This is a genomic window from Flavobacterium sp. CECT 9288, assembly GCF_918731615.1.
Lineage (GTDB): Bacteria > Bacteroidota > Bacteroidia > Flavobacteriales > Flavobacteriaceae > Flavobacterium.
Genome location: NZ_OU957226.1, coordinates 172,749 through 188,137, shown reverse-complemented (window position 1 = coordinate 188,137; position 15,389 = coordinate 172,749). Strand labels below are relative to the sequence as shown.

The 15,389-nt window shown below is 35.2% G+C and carries 15 protein-coding genes; 14 read left to right on the top strand and 1 reads right to left on the bottom strand.

Features of this window, described 5'->3' with window-relative positions:
• Window positions 1-19 precede the first annotated feature (19 nt).
• The 7 genes from LQ189_RS00830 (at window position 20) to LQ189_RS00800 (ending at window position 9,676) form a co-directional block, all read left to right on the top strand.
• Window positions 20-2,323, top strand: coding sequence for a glycoside hydrolase family 65 protein (locus LQ189_RS00830; protein ID WP_230153891.1), 2,304 nt, complete (start codon window positions 20-22; stop codon window positions 2,321-2,323).
• Between the two features lie 287 nt (window positions 2,324-2,610).
• Entirely contained in the window at window positions 2,611-4,383 is a 1,773-nt protein-coding gene (locus tag LQ189_RS00825; protein WP_230153890.1) for a glycoside hydrolase family 13 protein, read from the top strand.
• A gap of 87 nt (window positions 4,384-4,470) precedes the next feature.
• The gene (locus tag LQ189_RS00820; RefSeq protein ID WP_230153889.1) at window positions 4,471-6,123 is read left to right on the top strand and encodes an alpha-amylase family glycosyl hydrolase; all 1,653 of its coding nucleotides are present in this window, start codon (window positions 4,471-4,473) and stop codon (window positions 6,121-6,123) included.
• 81 nt (window positions 6,124-6,204) lie between these two features.
• Window positions 6,205-6,882 carry a glycerophosphodiester phosphodiesterase family protein gene (locus LQ189_RS00815; protein WP_230153888.1) on the top strand — a complete coding sequence of 226 codons (678 nt, stop codon included), beginning with the start codon at window positions 6,205-6,207 and terminating at the stop codon, window positions 6,880-6,882.
• A 104-nt stretch (window positions 6,883-6,986) separates the two neighbouring features.
• Window positions 6,987-7,394, top strand: coding sequence for a GxxExxY protein (locus LQ189_RS00810; RefSeq protein ID WP_086452693.1), 408 nt, complete (start codon window positions 6,987-6,989; stop codon window positions 7,392-7,394).
• 225 nt (window positions 7,395-7,619) lie between these two features.
• The gene (locus LQ189_RS00805) at window positions 7,620-8,840 is read left to right on the top strand and encodes an NAD(P)/FAD-dependent oxidoreductase (protein ID WP_230153887.1); all 1,221 of its coding nucleotides are present in this window, start codon (window positions 7,620-7,622) and stop codon (window positions 8,838-8,840) included.
• 83 nt (window positions 8,841-8,923) lie between these two features.
• The gene (locus tag LQ189_RS00800) at window positions 8,924-9,676 is read left to right on the top strand and encodes a hypothetical protein (protein WP_230153886.1); all 753 of its coding nucleotides are present in this window, start codon (window positions 8,924-8,926) and stop codon (window positions 9,674-9,676) included.
• Between the two features lie 45 nt (window positions 9,677-9,721).
• On the opposite strand, the gene LQ189_RS00795 is transcribed toward LQ189_RS00800, so the two are convergent.
• The gene (locus tag LQ189_RS00795; protein ID WP_230153885.1) at window positions 9,722-10,198 is read right to left on the bottom strand and encodes a TspO/MBR family protein; all 477 of its coding nucleotides are present in this window, start codon (window positions 10,196-10,198) and stop codon (window positions 9,722-9,724) included.
• Between the two features lie 110 nt (window positions 10,199-10,308).
• On the opposite strand from LQ189_RS00795, the gene LQ189_RS00790 reads away from it, so the two are divergent.
• From LQ189_RS00790 to LQ189_RS00760, 7 genes are all read left to right on the top strand, one after another.
• Window positions 10,309-11,391 carry a diphosphomevalonate/mevalonate 3,5-bisphosphate decarboxylase family protein gene (locus LQ189_RS00790; protein ID WP_230153884.1) on the top strand — a complete coding sequence of 361 codons (1,083 nt, stop codon included), beginning with the start codon at window positions 10,309-10,311 and terminating at the stop codon, window positions 11,389-11,391.
• A gap of 44 nt (window positions 11,392-11,435) precedes the next feature.
• Window positions 11,436-11,630: a hypothetical protein gene (locus LQ189_RS00785; RefSeq protein ID WP_230153883.1), complete on the top strand. Its 195-nt coding sequence runs from the start codon at window positions 11,436-11,438 to the stop codon at window positions 11,628-11,630.
• Between the two features lie 51 nt (window positions 11,631-11,681).
• Window positions 11,682-12,620: a mevalonate kinase gene (locus tag LQ189_RS00780; protein WP_230153882.1), complete on the top strand. Its 939-nt coding sequence runs from the start codon at window positions 11,682-11,684 to the stop codon at window positions 12,618-12,620.
• 89 nt (window positions 12,621-12,709) lie between these two features.
• Complete coding sequence (locus LQ189_RS00775) at window positions 12,710-13,666, top strand: geranylgeranylglycerol-phosphate geranylgeranyltransferase (protein WP_230153881.1); 957 nt, start codon at window positions 12,710-12,712, stop codon at window positions 13,664-13,666.
• Between the two features lie 320 nt (window positions 13,667-13,986).
• A complete protein-coding gene (locus LQ189_RS00770) occupies window positions 13,987-14,895 on the top strand; it encodes a pseudouridine synthase (protein WP_230153880.1) in 909 nt (302 codons plus the stop codon).
• 76 nt (window positions 14,896-14,971) lie between these two features.
• Complete coding sequence (locus LQ189_RS00765; RefSeq protein WP_230153879.1) at window positions 14,972-15,184, top strand: nuclear transport factor 2 family protein; 213 nt, start codon at window positions 14,972-14,974, stop codon at window positions 15,182-15,184.
• Window positions 15,181-15,333 carry a hypothetical protein gene (locus LQ189_RS00760; protein WP_230153878.1) on the top strand — a complete coding sequence of 51 codons (153 nt, stop codon included), beginning with the start codon at window positions 15,181-15,183 and terminating at the stop codon, window positions 15,331-15,333. Before LQ189_RS00765 ends, LQ189_RS00760 begins: the two co-directional genes overlap by 4 nt.
• The last annotated feature ends 56 nt before the right edge of the window (window positions 15,334-15,389 follow it).

The window sequence follows — 15,389 nt, the reverse complement described above, 5'->3', positions numbered from 1 at the left end:
ATTTTTAAATAATAAAAGAATGAATCAAGATTATATAAAACCAGACAATTGGTCCATCATAGAAGAAGGTTTTGATGCCGAACGTGTAAAATCATCCGAAAGTTTGTTTAGTATTGGCAACGGAGCTATGGGACAACGCGCTAATTTTGAAGAAAATTATAGCGGAGAAACCTTCCAAGGCAGCTACATTGCTGGAATTTATTATCCAGATAAAACAAAAGTAGGCTGGTGGAAAAACGGATATCCAGAATATTTTGCAAAGGTTTTAAATGCACCAAACTGGATTGGGATTGACATTGAAATCAACGGTGAAAAATTCGATTTGAATACCTGTACCGATGTCAAAAACTTTCGTCGTGAATTGAATATGAAAGAAGGTTGGTACCACCGTTCTTTTGAAGCCACCTTAAAAAATGGAACAGAAATTTCAGTTAGCATCAAGCGTTTTCTTTCTATCGTCTTGGATGAAGTTGGGCTTATCCATTATGAAATTACACCTTTGAACAAAGATTCTAAAATTGTATTCAAACCTTATATTGATGCCGGTGTAACTAATGAAGATGCCAACTGGGAAGAGAAATTCTGGGAACCCCTTGATGTGAAAAAATCAGGAAATGAAGCTTTTGTAACGGCTCAAACCTTCAAAACCCATTTCAAGGCAACCACATTCATGCACAACAGCATTTTAACTAATGGTGAAAAAACAGGAATTTCACCATCAAATATTGATGCCACTACAGATAAAATCCAATTTAGCTACGATGTAATTGTGGCTCAAGGCCAAAAATCATCTATCCAAAAAATTGGAGGTTACACGGTTTCTTTAAACCATGAAAACACTGTTACTGCTGCCGAAAAAGTCATACAAGCTGCCTTAACTTTGGGCTATGACCAAATGCTACTGGATCAGATTGACGCTTGGGCAAAAATTTGGGAAATGTCAGATATTACTATTGATGGCGATGTCAAAGCACAACAAGGAATTCGTTTCAATATTTTTCAATTGAACCAAACCTATCTTGGTAAAGATTCTCGTTTGAATATTGGACCAAAAGGTTTCACTGGCGAAAAATATGGTGGTTCTACCTATTGGGATACCGAAGCATACTGTATTCCGTTTTACATGGCGACTAAGGATCAAGAAGTAGCGCGCAACTTGTTGACGTACCGCTACAATCAATTAGACAAAGCCATTGAAAATGCAACTAAATTAGGATTTACTAATGGTGCAGCTTTATACCCAATGGTTACTATGAACGGTGAAGAATGCCATAACGAATGGGAAATAACGTTTGAAGAAATTCATAGAAATGGAGCCATAGCATTTGCTATTTACAACTTTTACAGATATACTGGTGATTACAGCTACATTCCTGAAAAGGGTCTTGAAGTCCTTATTGGTATTGCTCGTTTCTGGCATCAAAGAGCGAATTTTTCAGCAAATTTAAACCAATATGTAATTCTTGGTGTAACGGGTCCAAACGAGTATGAGAACAACGTAAACAATAATTTCTATACCAATTATATTGCAAAATGGTGTTTGGATTATACCTACGAACAAATTCAGAAAGTATCCCTGGAATATCCATCAGATCACAAAAGAATTACTGAAAAAGTAAACATCACAGACGCAGAATTACAATCTTGGAAAAAAGTTTCGGACAATATGTACTTTCCGTTTTCGGAAGAACATAATGTATACTTACAGCAAGATGGTTTCCTAGAGAAAGATTTGGTTCGCGTAGCTGATTTGGATAAAAGCCAAAGACCTATCAATCAAAAATGGTCTTGGGATCGCATTTTACGTTCGCCATACATCAAGCAAGCCGATGTTTTACAGTGTTTTTATTTCTTTGAAGATCATTTTACGAAAGAAGAACTGAAAAATAATTTTGAATTCTACGAATCCTTTACGGTTCATGAAAGTTCACTTTCACCTTGTGTACACTCTATTCAAGCGGCTTTGTTAGACAAAATGGATATGGCTTATACCTTCTATTTAAGAACGTCACGCCTAGATCTTGATGATTACAATAAAGAAGTAGAAGAAGGTTGTCATATAACCTCAATGGCAGGAACTTGGATGAGTATCGTAGAAGGTTTTGGCGGAATGCGAGTTAAAGATAATACACTTCATTTTTCGCCAAAAATCCCAAAAGAATGGACAGCATATTCGTTTAAAATCAATTTCAGAAATCAAATTTTGACTGTGAATATCAATCACAAAGAAACTACTTTCTCTATTGTTGGCAATACAGAATTGACAATTGTAGTAAACGGAGAGCAGGTTATGGTCTCTCCAGAAAACGCACTTGCAGTATAAAAAAATGTTAGAACTTGTAGTACAATCTATCATTTAAAAATTCCTTTACTAGGAAAAAACAATCCCAATTTCCATTGGGATTGTTTACATAATGTTGATTCTTAAGTACATTTAACAGTAGAATACACCTAGACATAGCATCAGCTTTTCTAACCTCGCTTTTTAAAATTATATCATAGACCATGGACAAAATTATTTCTCTATCTTTAGCTAACAGGAATTTTTTTAAAAAGATAACCTTATTCCTTTTTTTTATGTCTGTAACGCTACACGCTCAAATTGACAAAATGGAACCACCGTTTTGGTATGCAGGAATGAAAAATACAGAATTGCAGATTCTGTTTTATGGCAAGGACATTTCTCAATATCAAGTCACGGTTTCTAATGGGGTAAAAATAAGCTTCGTTCAAAAGACAGAAAATCCAAACTATCTTTTTGTTACCATTGATACCAAAAAAGTCCCCACCTCTGATTTTACATTTACCTTTAAAAGTAAAAACAGAGAAACGTTTACACAGAAATATTCTTTGAAGCAAAGAAGAGAAAACTCAGCGCAACGCAAAAGTTTCGACTCATCGGATATGATGTATTTATTGATGCCAGACCGATTTGCGAATGGGAACGCAAATAACGACAGTGAAAATTCGACCCAAGAAAAGTACAATAGAGATTTACCTGGTGGAAGACACGGTGGCGATATTGAAGGAATTATTAAAAACCTAGATTACATTTCATCCTTAGGCGCAACAACCATTTGGAGCACGCCGCTTTGCGAAGATAATGATGCAAAACATTCCTACCATACCTATGGTCAATCTGATGTGTATAAAATTGATCCGCGTTATGGAACTAATGCTGATTATGCTAGATTGGCTTCTGAAATGCATAAAAGAGACATGAAACTGGTGATGGATTATGTAACCAACCATTGGGGCATTGAACACTGGATGGTTAAAGATTTACCCACAAAAGATTGGATTAACCAATTTGAAAAATACACACAAACCAATCACAAACGAACTGTTATTCATGATATCAATGCGTCTGAAATTGATAAAAAAGTAGCTATTGACGGCTGGTTCGTACCATCGATGCCCGATTTGAATTTGAAAAATACTTTGACTTTAAAATACCTGATTCAAAATGCCATTTGGTGGATTGAATCAGCTGATTTGGATGGATTTCGAGTAGACACTTACAACTATTCTGATCCAGCAGGAATTGCCACGTGGACAAAAGCCATTACCAACGAATACCCAAATTTTAATATCGTTGGCGAAGTCTGGATGCAAAGTCAAGCGCAAATGGCCTATTGGCAAAAAGACAGTAAAATTTCAGCAATCCAAAACTACAACTCAAACTTACCAAGTGTGATGGATTTCACACTCTACGAAGCCACAACCAAAGCATTCAACGAAGACGATGCAGGATGGGACAAAGGCTTGATGCGATTTTACGACAATTTCTCGAATGATTTTTTATATCCAAACCCAAACAATACTTTAATTTTTGCGGAGAATCATGACACCAATCGGATCAATGAAACTTATGGAAAAGACATTAGAAAATATAAAATGGCCATGACAATTCTTGCAACTGTTCGCGGAATTCCTCAATTGTATTACGGTAGCGAAATAGGTATGGCCGGAAACAAAGATAAGGGTGATGCTGATATTCGTCAAGATTTCCCTGGCGGATGGGAAGGCGATGCAAACAACGCTTTTACTAAAGAAGGACGATCTATAGCCCAAAACGAATACTTTGATTTTACGGCTAAGTTATTCAATTGGAGGAAATCAAAAACAGTCATTCATTATGGAAAAATGACGCATTACATTCCGGAGAACAATGTTTACGTGTATTTTAGATACAACAATGATGAAACCGTGATGGTGATCATGAACAACAGTAACGAAACCAAAACGATAAAAACCGATCGTTTTAAAGAGAACATTAAAAACTTTCAATCAGGAAAAGACGTTATTTCTGAACTTACTTTTGACGTTACCAATGAAATTAAAATCGAAGCTAAATCGGTTTTGATTTTAGAGTTGAAATAGTATAAACCATAAAAGTCATTTAAGAAATTTGAAAGTAACTAATATGACTTATATGTTTCAAAATCAAATTATTTACTACTAAAAAAAATGAAAAAATACTCTCTTTTACTATTGACAATGATAACTTTAAACAGTTGCTCCAATGCACAAACAGTTGTTGAAAGTAACAAAACTCCTTTCGTTTGGGAAGGAGCGAATGTGTACTTTTTGATGACGGATCGTTTTAATAATGGCGACAAATTAAACGACCTAAACTTTGACAGAAGCAAAACTACTGGAAAACTGCGTGGTTTTGAAGGTGGTGATATCAAAGGAATTTCTCAAAAAATTGACGAAGGCTATTTTGACAAACTCGGCATTAATGCCATTTGGTTTACTCCTGTAGTAGAGCAAATTCACGATGGTGTCGATGAAGGTACTGGCTTGAGCTATGGCTTTCACGGCTACTGGGCCAAAGATTGGACGGCTTTAGACCCAAACTTTGGAACGAAAGAAGATCTAGCAACACTGGTACAAAAAGCACATGCACACGGCATCCGAATTATTCTTGACGGGGTTATCAATCACACCGGGCCAGTTACTCCTATTGATAGCGTTTGGCCGCAAGATTGGGTTCGAACAGGTCCAACTTGTGATTACAAATCCTTTGAAAACACAACTGCCTGCACACTTGTAACCAACTTACCTGATGTTAAAACCGAAAGCAATCAAACTGTGGCTTTACCTACTATTTTAATCGAAAAATGGAAAAAAGAAGGCCGTTACGAACGAGAAATGAAAGAACTCGATGCGTTTTTTGCTCGCACCGGATATCCAAGAGTACCAAAATATTACATCATCAAATGGCTGACGGATTATATTACGGAATACGGAATTGACGGATATCGCGGCGACACCGTAAAACACACAGATGAAACCGTTTGGGTCGATTTCAAAACACAATGTGATTACGCATTTGAAACTTGGAAGAAAAACAATCCAACAAAAGTATTGGATAACAACTCCTTTTACACCATTGCCGAAGTCTATAATTATGGCATCAGCGGCGGTCAAGATTTTGATTTTGGCGATAAAAAAGTAAACTATTTTAAAAATGGTTTCAACAACATGATCAATTTCGAATTCAAGTGGGATGCTCAAAAAGATTATGAATTTATTTTCTCCAAATACTCTAACAAACTGAATAATGACTTGAAAGGCTTTAGTGTCTTGAATTATATGTCATCGCACGACGACGGTGCACCGTTTGATGCGAAACGTACTAAAAATAAGGAAACGGGAACCAAATTACTGCTTTCGCCAGGAGTTTCGCAAGTATATTACGGTGACGAAAGCGCTCGTTCTTTAGTAATTGAAGGAACACAAGGCGATGCAACTTTACGATCTTTTATGAATTGGGATGAAATTAAATCAAATCCTGAAACTCAAAAAACGTTGTTGCATTGGCAAAAATTAGGTCAATTCAGAAAAAATCATCCATCAGTTGGAGCAGGAATTCACAAACAAATTTCGGCTCAACCCTATACTTTTTCTAGAACTTTCTCACAAGGAGACTATACAGATAAAGTAGTTGTTGGCTTGGATTTAAAAAGTGGAACTAAAGAACTTTCAGTGGGAACAATTTTCGCTGACGGAACCAAAGTGAAAGATGCGTATTCAGGAAAAGAATCTGTTGTTACTAATGGAAAAGTGACCATAAATACTGAATTTGACATCGTTTTATTAGAATTAAAAAAATAAGTCTAAAAATATTTACACTAGAACGCCTTTAGAAATGAAGGCGTTTTTTTTATGTTTACCTTTGCCTCAAAACCGAAAACAATGCTCAAAATTGGACATCGCGGCGCAAAAGGATACGAACCCGAAAATACTTTGGTTTCCTTTCAAAAAGCATTAGATATGCACGTGGACGGCATTGAACTCGATGTGCATTTGAGTGCTGATGGCGAAATAATCGTAATTCACGACGAAACAATTGACCGAACAACCAATGGAAAAGGTTTTGTAAACACATTATCTTTGCAGGAATTGAAGGCTTTTTTAATAGAAGGAAAATACGAAATCCCCACGTTACAAGAAGTTTTTGATCTAGTAAACCAAAAGTGTTTCATCAATATCGAAATCAAAAGTCATGATACAACTGATAAAGTGGTGGCGCTAATTGAAAAGTATGTTACTAAAAAGGGCTGGAATTACGAACATTTTTTAGTTTCTAGTTTTGATTGGAACGCGTTGCAACAAGTAGCTTTACTAAATAGCAAAATTGGCATCGGGGTTTTAACAGAAACTGATTTAGACTTGGCTTTGGCTTTCGCCGAAACGATACAAGCAAAATCAATTCATCCGTATTTTCATTTATTGACAATAGAAAACACAGCGCATATCCAGGAAAAAGGTTTTCAGATTTTCCCTTGGACCATCAATGAAGTCGAAGACATTCAAAAAATAAAAAAATACAACTTAAACGGAATCATAACCGATTTCCCTGATAGAATATGAACCAGAATTTCGATATTATTATTAGCTTTTTTCCGAATAAGATTTTATTTTTAAACCATTAAGAGAGTTAAGTCAATTAAGCAACGAGGTAAATAATTATGTTTATGACAAAAAAAGAGATAACGCAATTATCCTATGAAATTATTGGTTATGCCATAAAAGTTCACAAAAAACTAGGGCCAGGACTATTAGAAAAAATTTATGAAGAATGCTTGAAATATGAGTTAGAAAAAAATGGGTATAATGTAAAACAACAATTAAATATTGAAATAGATTACTATGATTTAGAACTCGCACATCCACTTCGATTGGATTTACTTGTAAATGATGCTATCATTGTAGAGTTGAAAACCGTTGAAAAATTCCACCCAATTGATGAAGCTAAACTATTGACCTACATGAAACTATTAAGTATTCCGCAAGGATTGCTAATCAATTTCAATACCACCAACATCACAAAATCATGCAAACCCCTAATTAACGAATATTTTTCAAGGTTAGCTGATGATTAAACTTATAAATCTTAACTCTCTTAATGGTTAAAATAATGACTCGAAATAATCAACCATTAAGTGAATTAAGCCTGTTAAGTAAATATAAATTCAAAATTAAACATTAAAACTTAACTTTTTTAATGTTTAAAAAATGGCTCAAAATTCTTAACCTTTACGTAAATTATAACTCTTGATGAACTCATCAATAAGCTTAAAAATCTTAACTCTCTTAATGGTTAAAAAATGAATCAAAATTTCGATATAATAATTGTAGGTGGTGGCGCAGCAGGATTTTTTACAGCGATTAATATCGTCGAAAAAAAACCAAAACTGAAAGTCGCAATTTTAGAACGCGGTGCTGAAGTATTGCAAAAAGTTCGTATTTCCGGTGGTGGACGTTGCAATGTAACGCACGCTTGCTTTGAACCAAATGAATTGGTAAAATTTTACCCTCGTGGCGAAAAAGAATTACGTGGTCCTTTTCATCAGTTTTGTTCAGGCGATACGATTGAATGGTTCGAAAAACATGGCGTAGAATTAAAAATCGAAGCTGACGGACGCATGTTCCCCGTTTCGAATTCCTCACAAACCATTATTGATTGTTTTTTGAAAGCCACACAGAAACTCGGAATCGCAGTTATTACAGGACAAAGTGTACAATCTATTTTCAATCCCGAAGTTTCGGGAGAAAACGTTTGGAAGATCGAAACACAAACCGAGAATTATCTTTCTGAAAAGCTAATTTTAGCTACAGGCAGCAATCCAAAAGTTTGGGAAATGTTACAAAATTTTGGTCACGCAGTTGTCAGCCCAGTTCCTTCCCTATTCACTTTCAACATCAAAGATTCCAGAATAAAAGAGTTACCTGGCGTTGCCACACATGTAACCGTGACCGTAAAGGACACCAAACTTACATCAACAGGACCGTTATTAATTACACATTGGGGAATGAGCGGCCCAGCAATTTTGAAACTCTCCGCTTGGGGAGCACGCATTTTGCATGACAAAAATTATCAATTTACCATTTTCGTGAATTGGTTGAATGATGAAGACACAGCAGATGTTGAGAAAAAGCTGAAAGACTTAAAACAAGAACACGCAAAGAAATCAGTTTCTAAGAAATCACCATTCGAACTAACCAACAGATTATGGGAAAGTTTAGTACTTGCCTCTGGAATCGAAACTGAAACAAAATGGGCTGATTTGTCCAAAACGCAAGTACAAAATCTAGCGAATCAATTGACGAAAGGAACTTTTCAAGTTAATGGAAAAAGTACGTTTAAGGAAGAATTTGTAACAGCTGGCGGAATTGATTTAAAAGAAATCAACTTCAAAACCATGGAAAGCAAACTACATAAAAACCTCTATTTTGCTGGTGAAATTGTCAATATTGATGCTATTACAGGCGGTTTCAATTTTCAAAATGCTTGGACAAGTGGGTTTATTGTGGCGAACTCTATTTGATTTTAATTAACAAGAGTTTAAACCTTCAGTAAGTTTTATTTAAGATGATTCTGATACCTTTACCAGTCTATTATCAGAACTTTATGAAAACAAAATTACTCACTTTACTTCTTTTTGTGCTTTATCAAACTGGATTCTCACAAGTTACAGAGCGCATTCAAGGGAAAGTTGTTTTTGATAAAACTGTAGCAAACAAGGTCGAGGTTATCAATGCTACAAGTAAAAATGCGGCCTTGACAGATACTGAAGGTAAATTTACCATTACAGTTGAAGCCAACGATCAATTGGTTTTTGTAGCCAAAAATCATGAAATAAAAGAATTGAAAGTTACAGCTGCAATTTTAAAACAAGGTTTCATCAGCATGACTTTGGTCGCTAAAGTGGAAGAACTAAAAGAAGTAGTGGTACAAAACACTCCTTCAATCAAATTAAGTAAAGATGCCAAATGGGAACAAGCAAAACGAGATCAGTACACATTAGAGAAAAATGCTAGCAAACTAAAAAATCCAGGGGTTTACGATGGTACCATTGAAAACGGCATGGATATAATGAGGATTGGCGGAATGATTGCCAAGCTGTTCAAAAAGAAAACTACCGACATTGAGACAAAAGGTCCTGTATTACCTTTCGCGGTAGCAGCAAAAACCCAAATCGAAACAGAATTTTATACTGACAACTTACAACTTCGTCAAGAAGAAATTGCTACTTTTCTAGATTTTTGTAACAAAGACCCCAAGTCGAAAATAATTGCTGCACAGCAAAATATACTTTCGCTCCAGGAATTTATGAGCAGTAAAATACTGCAATTCAAAAGCCTCTCAACTTTTAGTGATTGAACAAACTGTTTACTGAGACTGAAAACTGAGACTGAAGACTATCAACTATCTATTCAACCACCAAATACTTCCGTTCAAAACCGCAGCAAAACTCACCCAAGCCAAATAAGGAATAAACAAATACCCAGCAATCTTGTTAATTTTTGAAAACTGAACGTAGGTTTCATAAATCATTAACCACAGCACAATAATTTCTAATCCTGCGAGCATTGGGTTATGCAAACCAAAAAACAAATACGACCATAAAGCATTTAGTCCTAGTTGTATCAAAAAGAAAATTAAGGCTTTTTTTACGACCTCTTCATTGCTTTTAATTTCGCTCCACACGAATCCTGCAGCCACACCCATCATGGCATACAAGGTACTCCAAACCGGTGCAAAAATCCAATTGGGCGGATTAAAACTTGGTTTGATCAAAGTAGGATACCAAGTTGTAATAGATGAGCGAGTCACCATTCCTGATGTATATCCAATGGCAAGACAAGCTGCGACCGCTATGATTATTTTGAGAAATTTGTTCATGGGACTTTTATTTTACCATCCAAAAGTACTCAAAACTTTGCAACTAATTGCGTACTAAACCAAGAAACAAATACAGTAAAAAAAGTATCTTTGCGTAAATTTTTCATTTTATGATTGCAGCAAACGATTTTATTCCATCATCATATACCAATACTGTTGAAAGCGGGAGTTTTCAATGGAGTGCACCTAGTAATATTGCACTCGTAAAATACTGGGGGAAAAAAGAGAATCAAATTCCAGCTAATCCATCGGTGAGTTTTACGTTGAATAATTGCAAAACGATTACCGAATTGGCTTTCGCCAAAAAAGAAAACGACGGTTCTTTCTCTTTTGATTTACTTTTTGAAGGGCAACCTAAAGAAGATTTCAAACCGAAAATTCAAAAGTTTTTGGAGCGAATAGAAATCTATTTGCCGTTTTTAAAAGACTATCATTTTACAATTGACACCGAAAATACGTTTCCGCACAGTTCCGGAATTGCGTCATCGGCATCAGGAATGGCAGCTCTAGCCATGAACTTAATGAGTTTAGAAAAAGTGTTAAACCCGGCAATGACTGAAGATTATTTTTATCAAAAAGCGTCTTTACTTGCCCGTTTGGGTTCCGGAAGTGCTTGCCGAAGTGTAAAAGGACAAGTCGTGGTTTGGGGCAATCAGGCAAACATTCCAGGAAGTTCAGACTTATTTGGAGTGGAATTTCCGCATGCGATTCATACTAATTTTAAAAATTTTCAAGACACCATTTTACTGGTTGATAAAGGCGAAAAACAAGTCTCGAGCACCGTTGGTCATGACTTGATGCACAACCATCCTTTTGCCGAAAGGCGATTTGCTCAAGCGCATGAAAATCTAGATGCACTGATTACTATTTTTGAAAGTGGCGATTTAGACGCGTTTATCAAAATTGTAGAAAGTGAAGCCTTGACCTTGCACGCCATGATGATGACTTCTATGCCGTATTTTATCTTGATGAAACCAAACACATTACAAATCATTAATACCATTTGGAAATTCAGGAATGAGACCAAAATACCTGTTTGTTTCACGCTAGATGCAGGTGCCAATGTACACGTTTTGTATCCCGAAAACGTTAGCGAAAAAGTTTTACAATTTATTAAGGACGAATTAGTTGGCTATTGTCAAAATGGGCAGTACATTTGTGATCAAATAGGAAACGGAGCAGCGCTTGTTTAATCTTTTTTTTGTGTATCTTTAAACATTCTTAAAAAAAGAAGTTGATGGATATTCAATCAGAAAAAATAGAATTGATCAAAATGTTACTCGCAACTAATGATGCTCCATTATTAGTAGCAATTAGAAACGTTTTTGAAACACAGCAACAAACTGTTTGGACGGAACTATCAGCCGAAGAACAAGAGCAAATTGAAATTAAAATCCAAGAAGACAATCGAGGCGATCAATTGGATTTATAAAAATAAATACAGTATAATTACCAACCCCAAATTGTTAATTTAAAAATACATATGAAAGGACCATTATTTTATTCAAAAATATTACTCTTTGGAGAATACGGAATCATTCGTGACTCAAAAGGGCTTTCTATTCCTTATAACTTTTACAACGGTGCTTTAAAAAGAGACGAAAATCCATCTGAGGAAGCAATCAAATCAAACGGACACTTAAAACGATTTGTAAGTTATCTTGAAACTTTGCAAACAGAGCAGCCGGATTTGGTGACGTTTGACCTTGACTTATTAAAAGAAGATGTTAATACGGGAATGTATTTTGACTCTAGTATTCCCCAAGGTTACGGTGTAGGTAGTAGTGGCGCTTTAGTTGCAGCTATTTATGATAAATACGCTCACCACAAAATCACGGTTTTAGAGAACCTAACTCGTGAAAAATTATTGCAGTTAAAAAATATCTTTTCTCAAATGGAGAGTTTTTTCCACGGGAAAAGTTCTGGTTTAGACCCTTTAAATAGTTACTTGAGCATTCCAATTTTGATTAATTCGAAAGATAATATCGAAGCAACAGGAATTCCTACTCAAAGTTTTGATGGCAAAGGCGCTGTATTTTTGTTAGATTCAGGTATTGTGGGCGAAACCGCACCGATGGTAAATATCTTTATGGAAAACCTGAAAGACAAAGGTTTTAGAACCATGTTGAAAAATCAATTTGTAAAATACACCGATGCTTGCGTTGAAAATTTCTTAGGCGGAGATATGAAATCACTATTCATGAACACGAAGAAACTTTCAAAAGTAGTTTTAAATAACTTTAAACCAATGATTCCTGAGCAATTTCACGGCATTTGGCAACAAGGTATTGACAGTAATGACTATTACCTGAAACTTTGCGGATCTGGTGGAGGTGGTTACATTCTTGGTTTTACCGAAGACTTAGAAAGAGCCAAAGCTTCTCTTAAAGATTACAAACTAGAAGTAGTTTATCAGTTTTAAAAAATACAAACTCCCTGACTCATTCATCAGGGAGTTTCTTAATACACTCATTTGTACCACGTACTCAAATACTCTTTAACCAATTTAAAATGTTAAGCAGACAGCACAAACTTCTAATAATGAAAATTGCAAGTTTGTTCTCTGTTGTGCGAGGATATAACATACCTGTAATTATTATCGCACAATATCTTTCGGCGATTTTTATATTGGCACCAGAAAAAAGAGCACTTGACATTGTTCTCAATTTCAATCTTTTTATACTGGTTTTTGCCTCGTCACTTACGATTGCTTCGGGTTACATCATCAATAATTTTTACGACAGTCAAAAGGATTTAATCAACAGGCCTACTAAATCGATGTTAGATCGTTTGGTGAGTCAAAAAACCAAATTACAAGTCTATTTTACACTAAACTTTATCGTAGCTTTGATGGCGTTGTTTGTATCTTGGCGTGTATTTTTGTTCTTTTCAGCATACATCTTTTTTATTTGGTTTTATTCCCATAAAATAAAAAAACATCCTATAATAGGAAATCTTACCGCTTCGTTTCTGGCTGTAATGCCTTTTTTTGCGATACTTCTGTATTTTTATACGCGGATTCCATTTGAAGAAATTGAAAATTACAAACAACAACTTGGGGTTATTTTTGCTCATGCATCCTTTTTATTTTTATTACTGCTCATACGAGAAATGATCAAAGATTTAGAGAACTTAAAAGGCGATTTAATCAATAGTTACCAGACAATTCCTGTGGTGTATGGCGAATCACAATCTAAAAAAGTCATTACTTTACTAACCCTACTCACTATAGTGCCTGTATATCTTTTGATTGCTATTTATGATGTGGGGTACATGGATATTTACTTTTACTCCAGCCTTATTGTTTTGATTTTTTTCTTGCTTTACTTGTGGAAATCTAATGCTAAATCTCAATTTTTATTGCTTCACAACGTCTTGAAATTTCTTATTGTTGCAGGTGTTTTTTGTATTGTACTCATTAATCCGAGTGTACTGTGGCACGGAAAAAAATTATTGATGACTGTTTAAATTTATTCTAGTTCTAGCATATAAAAAGGTTGCATAAATACGCTGAAAGACTACCAAATGTTTCATTGAAGATAGCCCCGATTACTTCACTATATTTCTACTTTCAGCGGAATTCAGTGAACTTCGTTTGCAGTGAAAATCCTTTTCTTTTTCCCTTTAAAAAAGAAAAGATTGCAACGGATAGCGGGAATTAGCTCCAAAAAAAACGATACTTAAATACATTAATTAGCTTACTAACTAGCCAGTTAGCGTTTTTATAATTGGTGGTTATTGATTGTCAAGTATATAAATAGTATCTTTGCATAAATTATTGGAATATTATGAATAACAAGGAAGGCAATAATAAGAAAAGTGGTCCAAGAGCAAACAGCTCAAGACCAAGTTCGAATAAGCCAAAACCTGCCATGCAGAAGCGCGCTCAAGGGCCGAAAAAAGTTAAAGTTACTACTAAAGTTGCCGATATTGCTACTGACAAAGTAGAGAAAAAACCAAATCAAGCACCAAAGAGACCGAAAGTAAAAGACGAAATTCGTTTGAATAAATATATTGCCAATTCTGGTGCGTGCTCACGTCGTGATGCCGATATTTACATACAATCTGGAACGGTAAAAGTAAATGGAATTCCTGTAACCGAAATGGGATACATGGTAAAACCAGGTGATGTTGTGAATTTTGATGGATCTACATTGACTCCGGAGAAAAAAGTATACATCTTGTTGAACAAACCGAAAAACTTTACGACTGCCATGGACGAAGGTCAGGAATACCGTAACGTTTTGGAACTGGTTAAAGGTTCAACGACTGCAAAAATTGGTGCGGTTGGGAGAATGGACAAAAACACAACTGGTTTGTTGTTGTTCACGAATGATACTGATATGATTCGTAAATTTACGTTACCAAGTCAAAAATCATCTAAGATTTACCAAGTTTCATTAGACAAAAATCTAAAATTTGAAGATTTAGAAAAAATCCAAAAAGGATTAACACTAGACGGTCACCGTGTTTTTGTTGAAGAAGTAAGCTACATTGAAGGTGAAGCAAAAAGTGAAATTGGATTGCAATTGCGTTCTGCTAATGTAAAAGTAGTTCGTTCTATTTTTGAGCATTTTGACTATGATGTATTGCGAATCGACAGAGTTGCTTTTGCTGGTTTGACCAAAAAGAATTTACCAAGAGGAAACTGGAGGTTACTTACTGAACAAGAAATTATCAATTTGAAAAACGTATAAACGCTTTTCAAAATTTCATTTTAATCCCTTTCGTTTTTTTTCGAAAAGGGATTTTTTTATACACTAACAAACACGTATGACTCCAGAAAAATTACAATCTATTGCTTTTAAATGGTTTGAAACTTTCAATGCTAAAGAATTAGAAAAATTACTATCTCTGTATGATGATGAAGCCATACATTATAGTCCAAAATTAAAAATGTACAAACCCGAAAGTGACGGTTTTGTGACGGGTAAAGAAGCTTTGAGAGCTTGGTGGCAAGATGCCTTTGAACGATTACGAGTTTGAATTACAAAGTAAAATCGCTTACTGCAAATGGCGACCGTGTTTTTATGGAATATATTCGTACCGTTGTAGGTGAAGAAGATTTACTTGTTGCAGAGGTCCTTGAAATTAAAGATGATAAAATAATAGCTTCTCGCGTATACCACGGGTAAGCTGTTTTTGATATCAAAAAAAAGCCCTACAATAGCAAAGTGCTGTTCTAGGGCTT

Excerpts from the sequence above, each read along its gene's own strand:
- LQ189_RS00780 (WP_230153882.1), top strand. The coding sequence starts at position 11,682 with ATGAAAGGACCATTATTTTATTCAAAAATATTACTCTTTGGAGAATAC.
- LQ189_RS00770 (WP_230153880.1), top strand. The coding sequence starts at position 13,987 with ATGAATAACAAGGAAGGCAATAATAAGAAAAGTGGTCCAAGAGCAAAC.
- LQ189_RS00820 (WP_230153889.1), top strand. The coding sequence starts at position 4,471 with ATGAAAAAATACTCTCTTTTACTATTGACAATGATAACTTTAAACAGT.
- LQ189_RS00795 (WP_230153885.1), bottom strand. The coding sequence starts at position 10,198 with ATGAACAAATTTCTCAAAATAATCATAGCGGTCGCAGCTTGTCTTGCC.
- LQ189_RS00810 (WP_086452693.1), top strand. The coding sequence starts at position 6,987 with ATGACAAAAAAAGAGATAACGCAATTATCCTATGAAATTATTGGTTAT.
- LQ189_RS00805 (WP_230153887.1), top strand. The coding sequence starts at position 7,620 with ATGAATCAAAATTTCGATATAATAATTGTAGGTGGTGGCGCAGCAGGA.
- LQ189_RS00830 (WP_230153891.1), top strand. The coding sequence starts at position 20 with ATGAATCAAGATTATATAAAACCAGACAATTGGTCCATCATAGAAGAA.
- LQ189_RS00765 (WP_230153879.1), top strand. The coding sequence starts at position 14,972 with ATGACTCCAGAAAAATTACAATCTATTGCTTTTAAATGGTTTGAAACT.
- LQ189_RS00815 (WP_230153888.1), top strand. The coding sequence starts at position 6,205 with ATGCTCAAAATTGGACATCGCGGCGCAAAAGGATACGAACCCGAAAAT.
- LQ189_RS00825 (WP_230153890.1), top strand. The coding sequence starts at position 2,611 with ATGGAACCACCGTTTTGGTATGCAGGAATGAAAAATACAGAATTGCAG.
- LQ189_RS00790 (WP_230153884.1), top strand. The coding sequence starts at position 10,309 with ATGATTGCAGCAAACGATTTTATTCCATCATCATATACCAATACTGTT.
- LQ189_RS00785 (WP_230153883.1), top strand. The coding sequence starts at position 11,436 with ATGGATATTCAATCAGAAAAAATAGAATTGATCAAAATGTTACTCGCA.
- LQ189_RS00775 (WP_230153881.1), top strand. The coding sequence starts at position 12,710 with ATGTTAAGCAGACAGCACAAACTTCTAATAATGAAAATTGCAAGTTTG.
- LQ189_RS00800 (WP_230153886.1), top strand. The coding sequence starts at position 8,924 with ATGAAAACAAAATTACTCACTTTACTTCTTTTTGTGCTTTATCAAACT.